The organism is Cupriavidus sp. FW216-B1, assembly GCF_058789195.1.
Genome location: NZ_JBYTEL010000002.1, coordinates 321,706 through 333,718 on the forward strand (window position 1 = coordinate 321,706; position 12,013 = coordinate 333,718).

General features: G+C 68.8%; 9 protein-coding genes. 1 reads left to right on the top strand and 8 read right to left on the bottom strand.

The window, feature by feature from the left end:
• Positions 1 to 7 precede the first annotated feature (7 nt).
• On the bottom strand, positions 8 to 1,645 hold the full coding sequence (locus AC3WXD_RS08435) for an ABC transporter substrate-binding protein (RefSeq protein ID WP_059411342.1): 1,638 nt from the start codon (positions 1,643 to 1,645) through the stop codon (positions 8 to 10).
• 259 nt (positions 1,646 to 1,904) lie between these two features.
• Between AC3WXD_RS08435 and trmB the strand changes: the two genes are divergently transcribed.
• Complete coding sequence (gene trmB, locus AC3WXD_RS08440; protein ID WP_020200786.1) at positions 1,905 to 2,576, top strand: tRNA (guanine(46)-N(7))-methyltransferase TrmB; 672 nt, start codon at positions 1,905 to 1,907, stop codon at positions 2,574 to 2,576.
• A 69-nt stretch (positions 2,577 to 2,645) separates the two neighbouring features.
• Here the strand turns inward: trmB and AC3WXD_RS08445 are convergent, their stop codons facing one another.
• From AC3WXD_RS08445 to AC3WXD_RS08475, 7 genes are all read right to left on the bottom strand, one after another.
• Entirely contained in the window at positions 2,646 to 3,848 is a 1,203-nt protein-coding gene (locus tag AC3WXD_RS08445) for a DUF2863 family protein (RefSeq protein WP_029043139.1), read from the bottom strand.
• 168 nt (positions 3,849 to 4,016) lie between these two features.
• Complete coding sequence (locus tag AC3WXD_RS08450; protein WP_020200784.1) at positions 4,017 to 4,166, bottom strand: hypothetical protein; 150 nt, start codon at positions 4,164 to 4,166, stop codon at positions 4,017 to 4,019.
• A gap of 245 nt (positions 4,167 to 4,411) precedes the next feature.
• On the bottom strand, positions 4,412 to 7,117 hold the full coding sequence (gene acnA / locus AC3WXD_RS08455; RefSeq protein WP_020200783.1) for an aconitate hydratase AcnA: 2,706 nt from the start codon (positions 7,115 to 7,117) through the stop codon (positions 4,412 to 4,414).
• Between the two features lie 266 nt (positions 7,118 to 7,383).
• On the bottom strand, positions 7,384 to 8,835 hold the full coding sequence (locus tag AC3WXD_RS08460; RefSeq protein WP_492323517.1) for a bifunctional 2-methylcitrate dehydratase/aconitate hydratase: 1,452 nt from the start codon (positions 8,833 to 8,835) through the stop codon (positions 7,384 to 7,386).
• Between the two features lie 113 nt (positions 8,836 to 8,948).
• Positions 8,949 to 9,503, bottom strand: a complete 555-nt coding sequence (locus tag AC3WXD_RS08465) for a hypothetical protein (protein WP_020200781.1) — start codon at positions 9,501 to 9,503, stop codon at positions 8,949 to 8,951.
• Positions 9,504 to 9,806: 303 nt separating this feature from the next.
• A complete protein-coding gene (locus AC3WXD_RS08470; RefSeq protein ID WP_059411345.1) occupies positions 9,807 to 10,787 on the bottom strand; it encodes an HpcH/HpaI aldolase/citrate lyase family protein in 981 nt (326 codons plus the stop codon).
• A 134-nt stretch (positions 10,788 to 10,921) separates the two neighbouring features.
• Complete coding sequence (locus AC3WXD_RS08475; protein WP_059411346.1) at positions 10,922 to 11,905, bottom strand: malate dehydrogenase; 984 nt, start codon at positions 11,903 to 11,905, stop codon at positions 10,922 to 10,924.
• Between the last annotated feature and the right edge of the window lie 108 nt (positions 11,906 to 12,013).

Genomic DNA, 12,013 nt, shown 5'->3' on the forward strand with positions numbered 1-12,013 from the left:
CTGCGGCCTACTGCTTGTGGAAGAACTGCGCCAGCGACCACTCGTCGGTGCGCGCCTCGTACTTCAGGTCCTTGCGCATCGCCCACATCGCCAGCTGGCTGTGCGACGGGATGATGGCATGGTCGGCCAGCGCGAACCGGGCCGCGGCGCGGGCGTTTTCCTCGCGCGCCTTGTCGCTGCTCACGGTGGTGAGCGATTTCTCGATCAGCTGGTCGAGCTGCGCGTTGCCGTACTTGCCCCAGTTCCAGGTGCCGTAGCCGGTCTTGGCGTTGGGCGTGCCGGTGATCGAGCGCAGCGCCACGTCGGCCGCGGCCGAGCCCCAGCCCAGCATCTCGAAGGCGAAGTCGCCCTGGCGCGCGCGCGTGAAGTAGGCCGCCACGGGCAGCGTTTCCACCTTGGTCTGGATGCCGATGCGCGTGAGCATGCTGGCGGTGGCCTGCGCCACGGCGGCGTCGTTCAGGTAGCGGTTGTTGGTGGCGTGCAGCGTGAGGCCGAAGCCGTCCGGGTAGCCGGCCGCGGCCAGCAGCTTTTTGGCGCCTTCGGGATCGTAGGCGTCGGGCTTGGTGCCCGGATGGCCGAAGATCTGCGGCGAGACGATCGACGAGGCCGGCACCGCCAGCCCTTCCATGATGCGGCTGACGATGGCGTCGCGGTTCAGGGCGTGGCTGATCGCGGCGCGCACGCGCGCGTCCTTGAACGGGTTCTTGCCAAGCGGCTTGCCGGCCTTGTCGGTGACGAACGGCGGGTTGTCGCGCGACTGGTCCATCTGCCAGAAGATGGTGCGCCACGAGACCTGCTGCTCGATGCGGAACTTGGGGTTCTGCCTGAGCCTGGCGACGTCGGCCGAGGGCACGCTTTCGATCACGTCCACGTCGCCGGCCAGCAGCGCCGCGCTGCGCGCGCCGTTGTCGGTGAGGATGCGGAAGATGGCGCGGTCCCATTCGGGCTTGGGCCCCCAGTAGTCGGGGTTCTTCGCCATCACGATTTCCTGGCCGCGCGCGAAGCGCACGAACTTGAACGGCCCGGTGCCGATCATGGCCTTGCCGGAGTCGAAGTCGGCCTGGCTCAGCGTGGCCGCCACCTTCTTCGGCATGATCGGCACGCTGTTGAGGTCGTTGGCGAGGTTGGCGTAGTTGGGCACGCTCATGGTCAGGCGCACGGTGAGCGGGTCGGGCGTGTCGATGCGCGCGATCGGCTTGGTGTAGCTGGTAAACGAGCCGGGGCTGTTGACCAGTTTCTCGGGGCGCTCGAGCGAGGCCTTGACGTCCTCGCTGGTAAACGGCGCGCCGTCGTGCCATTTCACGTTGGGGCGCAGCTTGATCTCCCAGGTGATGGCGTTGACCGGCTTCCACGACAGCGCCAGCCCGGGAATGTAGCGGGCGTTCTTGTCCATGAACACCAGCGACTCGAAGATATGCAGCGCGATGGCGTTGTTGGGGCCCGAGTTGTTCCACTGCGGGTCCATCGAGGTCACGTCGGCGGACAGGCCGATGCGCAGGTCCTCGGCCCGGGCCGCGCCGGCGGGCAGCATCAGCAGCGCGGCGGCGCCGAGCACCAGCGCCGTGGCGGCTTGCAGCAGCGCGCGGCGCGGCGTCGGGGCCGCCGGGCGGCGGGCGGGTTGGGGGAGGCGGTGGTTGGCGGTCATGGGATGCGCTCCTAGCACGGGCCGCGCGCTCCGCGCGTGGGCACGGGCGGGCGGCGGCGGGTTCTCAGAAGGGGGTGGCCGGCACGCGGCGCCGCCCGCGGCGAGGCGGCGAGCGGCCAGCGGGCGTGCGGCCGACCCGGCTGCCCGCATTGTGCCGCCAAAACGACATCGGCGTGCGATAGCCGCGGCATGTCCTCATGCTCGCCGCCGGCGCCGCGCCTGTCCACCGGCGCGGCGGCCAGCCGGTAGAATCGCGCCCATGTTCGCCAATTCCCGCACCATCACCTCGGCCCAGGCCGATGTCCACGACCATCTCGCCGCGCGCGTGGCCCGCCACCTCGCCGAGCCGTTCCGCAAGCCGATCGGCGAGCCGAGCCGGCGCGCGCTCGATCTTGCGCTGCAGCAATGGCAGCGCGCCGGGGCCGCGCCGCTGATCCTCGACGCCGGCTGCGGCGTGGGCGAGAGCACGCTGCGGCTGGCCACGGCGTTTCCGGACCACTTCGTGATCGGCGTGGACCAGTCCGAGAAGCGGCTGGCCGGCGGCAAGGACTGGTGGGACGGGCCGCTGCCCGCCAACTTCACCTGGGCGCGGGCCGACCTCGTCGACGTCTGGCGCCTGCTGCAGGCCGAACATGTGCCGGTGGCGCGCCATTACGTGCTCTATCCCAATCCGTGGCCCAAGATCGGCCACCTCGGGCGGCGCTGGCAGGGCCACGCGGTGTTCCCGGCGCTGGCCGCCTGCGGCGGCTACCTGGAGTGCCGCAGCAACTGGCAGGTCTACATCGACGAGTTCGCCCAGGCGCTGGCGCTGGTGGGGCGGCCGGCGGCGGTCGAGCCGTGGCGGCCGGCCGAGGCCATCACGCCGTTCGAGCGCAAGTACGCGGCCTCGGGCCACGCGCTGTGGCGCTGCGTGAGCCCGCCGCCGGCCTGACCGGCCCCCGTCAACGAAAACGGCCCGCGCAAGGCGGGCCGTCGGCGAACGAGCGGGGAAGGGGCGCGCTCAGTGGAACAGCGGCTGCTGCGTCGGCGCGTCCTCGGGCAGTTCGGCGTGCACGATCTCGCCCGAGCGGTCGGCGTAGAGCGGCGTGCCGCAGTCTTCGCAATACTCGGGGTCGAACAGCGCGGCGTGGCGGAAGATGTCTTCCACGCCGGCATTGCGCAGCTCCTCGCAGATCTGCTCGAGCGGGTTGTCCTTGTCGGTGGCGTCGATCTCGCCGGACTCGCGGCCGTAGACCGGCCAGACGATGCCGTAGATCACGTCCTTCTCGCCGCGCATGGTGAAGCCGACGCGGTATTCCTCGACCTCTTCCTCGCCGAAGGCGGCCACCACCGCGGCCATCTGGCCGGCGGGCACGTCGAGCGTGCCACACAGGTAGTTGACCGCCGCGCGCACGGTGAGCGGGCGGATGCTCTTGTCCGATTCGCGGCAGGACAGGAAGAAGGCGTCCGGCAGCAGCAGCTCGAACTCACAGCCCGGCAGCAGCAGCGCGATCGACGGCTGCACCTGGGTGCGCCATTGCTCGAGGCACATCGAGCGCTCGGCGTGGTGGTCCTTGGCGTCTTCCTGCCAGCGGAACAGGGCCTGCTCGTGCGGCGCCACCACCACCGCCAGCAGGTAGCGCGGGTCGGCCAGGATCGGCGCGGTTTCCGGCAGGTCGCGCAGGTCGACCTTGGGCGTGGCGCCGGACATCGCCGCCGACACCAGCTTGTAGGTCAGCGCGAAGGTGTCGCTGTGCGTGCGCGGGAGCTGGTCGATGCTGTACAGGTAGGGCGAGAGCGCCATGCGCGTGCCCGCGGCCAGCACGTGCGCCTGCAGGTGCACCGACAGCGTCTGCGCCAGCTCGGGCTTGAGCGCGCCCGAGGGAATGGCGTAGCGCGTGTGGGCGAGGATGGGCGCGGCGATCAGCAGGGCGTCGTAGCTGACACCGTCGATGTCGACGGTGGCGGATTCGGCCAGGGTCTCGGCTTGCTCGGCCAGCACGTCGGAGGCGTCGGCGTTGTGCTTGAACAGGTGTTCGAGCGCCGCGTCGAGCGCGGACTGGCTGCCGTTCTTCAGCAGCCGGCCCAGGCGTTGCGAGAGCCGCCGCTCCCAGTACCCGTCCTCCATGCGGCTGCCCGAGGCATCGAGCGCGAGCGCATCGGCCACCAGACGCTCGGCGTCAGGCGAAAGACGTTGGGAAGCCTTGGGGCGAAAACCTGCCATAAGTCGAGATCATCCGTTTTTCGGTAAAACGGTATTCTACTCGCTACGTTGACAAAACATGGCGTGCGCCGCCGCATGGGCGCCGCCGGGCGCGGGCGGGGCAGTGCCGCCCGCGCGCCGGCCGGGCATCCGGCCCGATATGCGCCGGGATGCCGGTCCCGATGCCGCCTATTTCTGCGCGGGCGGCTGCGGGGTTTCGGGCGCGTGGCTTTCCACGCTGTGCTGCTCGCCGCCGATGGAAATGTCGCCGCCGCCCTTGGTGAGCAGGTAGAGCGCCGCGCCGGCGATGACGACGAATGCGATGAAGATCTTTGCCATGTTTGTCTCCGGGATGGGATGCGTGTCGGAAGCCGCCGCGCGCGCGGTGCTTTCTTGTTGTTGATGGCAGTGTCGCAGCGCAGGCTTGCGTGGAACTTACACAGGCCGGCGGCCGGGCCGCCACCCGCCAGGCGGCGCCTGCGGCGCTTTCGGGAACGAAAAAGCCGCTGGCCGCGTACCTCCCGGAGGAGGCGCGGCCAGCGGCTTCGGACCCTGCCGGCAAGCCCCGCGAGGGGGCCGTCCGCTCAGGCGGCCAGCAGCTGGCGCAGCACGAACGGCAGGATGCCGCCGTGGTTGTAGTAGTCGACCTCGATCGGGGTGTCGATGCGCAGCAGCACCGGCACGCGCTGCACGTCGCCGTTGACGCGCTTGATCACCAGCGTGACGTCCTGCTGCGGCTTCAGTTCGCCCTCGATGCCTTCGATGTCGAAGGTCTCGTTGCCGATGATGCCGAGCGTCTGCACGCTGTCGTTGCCCTTGAACTGCAGCGGCAGCACGCCCATGCCGACCAGGTTGGAGCGGTGGATGCGCTCGAAGCTGCGCGTGATCACGGCCTTGACGCCGAGCAGCTGCGTGCCCTTGGCCGCCCAGTCGCGCGACGAGCCGGTGCCGTATTCCTCGCCGCCGAACACCACGGTGGGCGTGCCTTCGGCGATGTACTGCATGGCGGCGTCGTAGATCGACATTTCCTCGCCGGAAGGCTGGTGCAGCGTGACGCCGCCTTCCACGCGCGAGCCGTCGGGCTTGACCGGCAGCATCAGGTTCTTGATGCGCACGTTGGCGAAGGTGCCGCGCATCATGACTTCATGGTTGCCGCGGCGCGAGCCGTAGCTGTTGAAGTCCGCCTTGAGCACGCCGTTGGCCTGCAGGTACTTGCCCGCGGGCGAGGATTCCTTGATCGAGCCGGCCGGCGAGATGTGGTCGGTGGTCACGGAGTCGCCGAATACGCCGAGCGCGCGCGCGCCGCGCACGCTCGCCTGGGTCGCGGCCGGCTCCATGCCGAAGTCCTGGAAGAAGGGCGGCTCGGCGATGTAGGTGGACGCGGGCCAGTCGTAGACCTGGCCCTTGGTGCCCTTGACCTTGGCCCACAGCTTGCTCGGCTTCTTGACCTGCTCGTAGTTGGTGCGGAACACGTCGGCGTTCATGGCGAACTTGAGCAGGGCGTGGATTTCCTCCGAGCTCGGCCAGATGTCGCCCAGGTAGATCTCGCGGCCGCCCTTGCCGGTGCCGACCGGCTCGGTCATCAGGTCGCGCGTGACGTTGCCGGCGATGGCGTAGGCCACCACCAGCGGCGGCGAGGCCAGGAAGTTGGCGCGGATGTTCGGGTGGATGCGCGCCTCGAAGTTGCGGTTGCCGGACAGCACCGCGGCGGCCACGAGGTCGTTCTTGGTGATGGCCTCGTTCAGTTCCGGCGTGAGGTCGCCGGCGTTGCCGATGCAGGTGGTGCAGCCGTAGGCGGTCACGCCGAAGCCCAGCTTTTCCAGGTACGGCAGCAGGCCGGTGGCCTGCAGGTATTCCGTCACCACGCGGCTGCCGGGGGCGAGCGAGGTCTTGATGTGCGGCGCCACCTTGAGGCCGGCCTCCACCGCCTTCTTGGCCAGCAGGCCCGCGGCCAGCAGCACGCTCGGGTTGGAGGTGTTGGTGCAGGAGGTGATGGCGGCGATCAGCACGTCGCCGTTCTTCACGTCGACGCCGTTGCTCGTGGTGTAGGTCTTGTCCAGCTCGGCGATGTCCTTGTTGAAGCCGTTCTCGGCCACCGGCTTGGCGAACAGCGAGGCGAAGGTGGCCTTGACGCTGCCGATCTCGATGCGGTCCTGCGGGCGCTTCGGGCCGGCCAGCGAGGGGGTCACGCTGCCGAGGTCGAGCGTGAGCACCTTGGTGTAGTCGATGTCGCCGGCCTTGGGCACGCCGAACATCTCCTGGGCGCGGAAATAGCCCTCGAACGCGGCGATCTCCTCGGCCGTGCGGCCGGTGCCCTTGAAGTAGTCGATGGTCTTCTCGTCGACCGGGAAGAAACCCATCGTGGCGCCGTACTCGGGCGCCATGTTGCCGATGGTGGCGCGGTCCGGCAGCGCCAGGCTGGCGGTGCCCTCGCCGAAGAACTCGACGAACTTGCCGACCACCTTTTCGCGGCGCAGCATCTCGGTGATGGTGAGCACCAGGTCGGTGGCCGTGACGCCTTCGCGCAGGCGGCCCTTGAGCTCCACGCCGACCACGTCCGGCGTCAGGAAATAGACCGGCTGGCCCAGCATGCCGGCTTCCGCCTCGATGCCGCCCACGCCCCAGCCGACCACGCCGATGCCGTTGATCATGGTGGTGTGGCTGTCGGTGCCGACCAGGGTGTCCGGGTAGTACACGCCGTCCTTCTTGTGCACGCCGCGCGCCAGGTATTCGAGGTTGACCTGGTGCACGATGCCGAAGCCCGGCTGCACCACGCCGAAGGTGTCGAACGCCTGCATGCCCCACTTCATGAACTGGTAGCGCTCGTTGTTGCGCTGGAATTCCAGCTGCATGTTGAGGTCGAGCGCCTTCTTCTCGCGGAAGTGGTCGATCTGCACCGAGTGGTCGACCACCAGGTCCACCGGCACCAGCGGCTCGATCTTCTTGGGGTTCTTGCCCATCTTCTCGGCCACGTTGCGCATGGCGGCCAGGTCGGCCAGCAGCGGCACGCCGGTGAAGTCCTGCAGCACCACGCGCGCCACCACGAACGGGATCTCGTCCACGCGCTCGGCCACCGGCTTCCAGCTGGCGAGCTGCCTGACGTGTTCCTCGGTGACTTTCTTGCCGTCGCAGTTGCGCAGCACCGATTCGAGCACCACGCGGATCGATACCGGCAGGCGTTCGATGGCCACGCCGAGCGCCTTGCCCAGTTGCGGCAGGGAATAGTACTGGCCCTTGAGGCCCGGGCTGATCTTGAATTCTTTCAGAGTCTTATTGAGATTGTGGGGCATTGCCTTACTCCATTCGAAAGATGGTGCGGACTGGCTTGATTCGTAAATCCGTCATTCGTGCTGCGGCCGCCGGCGGGGGCGCCATGCTGATGCCTGCTGCTTTTTTTCTTGCTTCTCTGCTTCCCTGTTTCCCCGATCGTGCCGCCGGCCGTGCTGCCGATTCTATTGCCGGCCACCGCATGCTGTCTTGCGCAGACGAGGCCAGGCCAACGTTTGCACCGCGTCGATTGTAGGGCAAGCCGGCGCCCGGCGCGCGCCCGCGGTGCTCAGATGACGTACAGATCCACGTACTCGTGGACCGGCATCGCCTCCAGGCGCGCCTGGTCCAGCGACACCGCCAGGATGGCCTGCTGCTGGCGCTCCGGGAAGCGGCGCGCGAGGTTGGTCCTGAACTTCTCCACCAGCAGCGGGATGCCCTCTGCGCGGCGGCGCCGGTGGCCGAGCGGGTAGGTCGCCAGCACCTCGGGCAGCACCGTGCCGTCGTTCAGCTCCACGGTCAGCCCGTTGGCGATCGCGCGCTTGTCGGGGTCGTGGTAGTCGGCGGTGAAGGCGGGGTCTTCCACGCAGGCGATCCTGGCGCGCAGCGCGTCGATGCGCGGGTCGGCGGCGATGCGGTCCTCGTAGTCGGCGGCGGTCAGGCGGCCGAACAGCAGCGGCACGGCGACCATGTACTGGATGCAGTGGTCGCGGTCGGCCGGGTTGGCCAGCGGGCCGGTCTTGTCGATGATGCGGATGCAGGCTTCGTGGGTGCGGATGGTGATGCGCCGGATGTCGGCGGCCGTCCTGCCGGCGGCGGCGAGCCGGCCGTGCAGGGTCATGGCCGCCTCCACCGCGGTCTGCGCGTGGAATTCCGCCGGGTAGGCGATCTTGAACAGCACGTTCTCCATCACGTAGGTGCCGTAGGGGCGCTGGAAGCGCAACGGCTGGCCCTTGAACAGCACGTCGTAGAAGCCCCAGCCCCGGGCGGTGAGCACCGAGGGGTAGCCCATCTCGCCGGTGCGGGCCATCAGGGCCAGGCGCACGGCGCGGCTGGTGGCGTCGCCGGCGGCCCAGCTCTTGCGGCTGCCGGTGTTGGGGGCGTGGCGGTAGGTGCGCAGCGACTGGCCGTCGACCCACGCCAGCGAGACCGCGTTGATGATCTCCTCGCGCGCCAGGCCCAGCATGTGCGCGACCACGGCGGTGGAGGCCACCTTGACCAGCACCACGTGGTCCAGGCCGACCTTGTTGAACGAGTTTTCCAGCGCGATGCAGCCCTGGATCTCGTGGGCCTTGATCATGGCCGCGAGCACCTGCTTCATGGCCAGCGGCTTGCGGCCGGCGGCCACGTGGTTGCGCGACAGCCAGTCGGCCGTGGCGAGGATGCCGCCGAGGTTGTCCGACGGGTGGCCCCATTCGGCGGCCAGCCAGGTGTCGTTGAAGTCGAGCCAGCGGATCATGGCGCCGATGCTGAAGGCGGCCTGTACCGGGTCGAGCTGGAACTGGGTGCCCGGCACCCGGGCGCCGTTGGGCACCACCGTGCCCGGCACGATGGGACCCAGCAGCTTGGTGCAGGCGGGGTAGGACAAGGCTTCCAGGCCGCAGCCGAGGGTGTCGATCAGGCAGTTGCGGGCCGTGTCGAAGGCCAGCGCGCTCTTGATCTGGTAGCCGGTCACGTAGTCGACGATGTCGGCCAGTACCTGATCGGGCTCCGGCCGGACGTTCGCAATAGGTGCAGACATGGGTCCCCTCGGGAATTTGTGCTGCCTGGTGCCTTTTTATGCCTTTCCGATACTGCCGATGACTGATGCTCCGCGATGCCGGTGCGACGCCCGCGCGGCGGCGTCGCGCGGCGTCACTTCTGCGCGGTGGCGGGCTGGCCGGCCTCGGCGGTGGCCGGCGCGGACGGCGGCGCCACCAGCAGCGGCGTGGCCACCGGCGCGCGCAGTGCGCCGGCCTGGGTCGGGGCGGAGCCGCCGGCCAGCATGTCGGCGGTCTGGCATTCGTCGGCCAGGCGCTGGCCGGCGTTCTTGTTGAACAGCATGGCCTTGCTCGGGATCACCACCAGGTCCATGCCGGAGCGGGCGTCGAAATAGCGGTCGGCGCCGGTCACGGTGGACTGGCGCGGCAGGCGGTATTCCTTGCCCTCCCAGTTCACGGCGATGACTTCGTCGCGCAGCATGTTGCCGCTGATGTAGAGGGAGTGGCCCAGTTCGCACTGCCATTTCTCGCCGGCCGGCACGGCCGGGACTTCCTTGGCAGCGACGGTTGCCTTCTTCTTGGGGGCGGCCTTGTGGGCGGGCGCCTTCTTGGCGGGAGCGGCCTTCTTGGCCGGTTCCTGGGCCATCGCAACGCCGGCGGAGGTCAGCGAAAAGGCGCCGATGCAGGCGGCGAGGACGAGATGCTTCATTCTGTGGGTTCCTTCATGGTTGGGTCAAAGGCGGGTGACGGGGGGCCAGGGGCCGGCAGCCACATATCCGCCGCTATTCTCTACGATTTGAAAGTCCGGGCGAAGCACACCTTCCATTGGTTACACAATTCCGCCGCCGCACGCGCCTTGCCGTGCACAGCGCGGCGTTGCCGGCGGCCACGCCCGACAGGGCGACGGATTTCTTGGGCTTCGGGGTTGGCCGCGGGGCGGGCTGCTGCTCTGGCATCGCGTCTCCTCTCTGTTGGCGGGGCGGTCGGCGGTCTGGCGGGCGGGCCGCCGCGGTCATGGAAAGAAGCAGTCCAGCACCGTGCCCGGCAGACGCGCGCCGGTGGCGTGGGCGCGCTGCAGCAGCGACCAGTAATAGCGGTAGCTGGCGCGGTCGTGGAGCTGGCCCTGGTGCCGGATCGGCGCCCAGTTGTTTTCGTAGGCGGCCAGCAGGATCTCGCTGGCCGTGCCGATCTCCGCGCCGCTCGGGCGGAAGGCCGCCACGATCGGCCCGATCTGGCTCGGGTGGATGCTCCACTTGCGCAGGTAGCCGAATTCGGCGCGCGCGCGCAGGGCGTCCTCGCCGGCGCGCTCGGGCTGGGCGATGTCGGTGCTGACGTTGTGCGAGGGCACCTTGCCGTAGCGGTGGCAGGCGGCGGAGATCTCCAGCATGGCGCGCCGGATCAGCGGGTGCTCGAACTGCTGCGGCGAGCGCATGGCCTCGCCCGGGATCGCGCCGTGGTGGGCCGAGACGAAATCCATCAGGCCGAAGCTCAGGCATTCGACCTGCACCAGGCGGGCGATGTCGAAGACCTGCTCGAGCGCCGCGTGTGTCTCGATCAGCACATGAATCGGGATGTGGCGGGCAATGCCGGCGGCGCGCGCCACCTGGTTGACGTGGTCGGTCACGCGCGCGACCTCGACCACGTCGGCCACCTTGGGCACGACCACGTAGGCCAGGCGCGCGCCGGCGCTGCCGACCAGGATGTCGACGTCGGCGCGCCAGGCCGGGTGGGCCGGGTCGTGGATGCGCACGCCGACGCGGTTGAAGCGGTTCTGCGGGCCGTTGACGAGGCGCGCGCACAGTTCGGCGTGCTCGCGCTCGAGGCCGACGGCGGCGCCGTCCTCGCAGTCGAGGGTGATGTCGAAGACCGGCCCAAGCTCTTGCTGCAGGGCCAGCGATTTCAGCATCAGCTTCTCATTGCCGGCGTAGTGGTCGCACACCGGCAGTTGGGCCGCAATGGCTTCGCCCTGGAACAAGACCTCGGAGGGGTGCACGTTATGGATTCTTTTCGAGGTGGGAGGGCCGGGCGGCGCGGGCATGAAAAAAGCCGGAGCCCGCGCCGATCCGTGAATCGTTGCGGGGCTCCGGCCTGGTCATCGGCGCTGCCTGGGACTGGATCTGAAGCGGATCAGCCGAGCAGGTGCTGCACGCCGGCCTTTTCTTCTTCCAGTTCCTTCAGGGTGATGTTGATCTTTTCCTGGCTGTAGGCGTCGATCTCCAGACCCTTGACGATCTCGTACTTGCCGTTGGCGGTGGTCACCGGGTAGCCGAACATGGTGTCGGCCGGGATGCCGTATTCGCCGTTCGACGGGATGCCCATCGTGACGATCTTGCCGTTGGTGCCCAGCACCCAGTCGCGCACGTGGTCGATGGCGGCGTTGGCGGCCGAGGCGGCCGACGACAGGCCGCGCGCCTCGATGATGGCGGCGCCGCGCTTGCCGACGGTCGGCAGGAACACGTCGTTGTTCCAGGCGTGGTCGTTGATCAGGTCCTTGACGCTCTGGCCGTCGACGGTGGCGTAGCGGTAGTCGGCGTACATGGTCGGGCTGTGGTTGCCCCACACGAACAGCTTCTCGATCGACGAGACCGGCTTGCCGATCTTGGCGGCGATCTGCGACAGCGCGCGGTTGTGATCGAGGCGCAGCATGGCGGTGAAGCTTTCGCGCGGCAGGTTCGGCGCCGACTTCATGGCGATGTAGGCGTTGGTGTTGGCCGGGTTGCCGACCACCAGCACCTTGATGTCGCGGCTGGCGACTTCGTTCAGCGCCTTGCCCTGCACCGTGAAGATCTGGGCGTTGGCTTCGAGCAGGTCCTTGCGCTCCATGCCCTTGCTGCGCGGGCGGGCGCCGACCAGCAGGGCCACGTTGGCGTCCTTGAAGGCGACCTTGGGATCATCGGTGATCACCACGCCTGCCAGCAGCGGGAACGCGCAGTCTTCCAGTTCCATCACGACGCCCTTGACGGCGGCCTGGGCTTGCGGGAGGTCGAGCAGTTGGAGGATGACCGGCTGGTCTTTGCCCAGCATGTCGCCGTTGGCGATACGGAACAGCAGGGAATAGCCGATCTGGCCAGCGGCGCCGGTCACTGCGACGCGCATTGGGGCTTTAGCCATGAGTACATCTCCAAACGAAAAGAGGGGGAAACTGGACAGTGTCGCGCCGGACGGTGGTCCGGACGTCACCGGGTGCGGGTTCGTCGCCACGGCGGCAGGCGGCAGTCC

Coding starts and splice junctions, on each gene's coding strand:
- AC3WXD_RS08460 (WP_492323517.1), bottom strand. CDS start 8,835: ATGTCTGCACCTATTGCGAACGTCCGGCCGGAGCCCGATCAGGTACTG.
- AC3WXD_RS08435 (WP_059411342.1), bottom strand. CDS start 1,645: ATGACCGCCAACCACCGCCTCCCCCAACCCGCCCGCCGCCCGGCGGCC.
- AC3WXD_RS08450 (WP_020200784.1), bottom strand. CDS start 4,166: ATGGCAAAGATCTTCATCGCATTCGTCGTCATCGCCGGCGCGGCGCTC.
- acnA (WP_020200783.1), bottom strand. CDS start 7,117: ATGCCCCACAATCTCAATAAGACTCTGAAAGAATTCAAGATCAGCCCG.
- AC3WXD_RS08445 (WP_029043139.1), bottom strand. CDS start 3,848: ATGGCAGGTTTTCGCCCCAAGGCTTCCCAACGTCTTTCGCCTGACGCC.
- AC3WXD_RS08465 (WP_020200781.1), bottom strand. CDS start 9,503: ATGAAGCATCTCGTCCTCGCCGCCTGCATCGGCGCCTTTTCGCTGACC.
- trmB (WP_020200786.1), top strand. CDS start 1,905: ATGTTCGCCAATTCCCGCACCATCACCTCGGCCCAGGCCGATGTCCAC.
- AC3WXD_RS08475 (WP_059411346.1), bottom strand. CDS start 11,905: ATGGCTAAAGCCCCAATGCGCGTCGCAGTGACCGGCGCCGCTGGCCAG.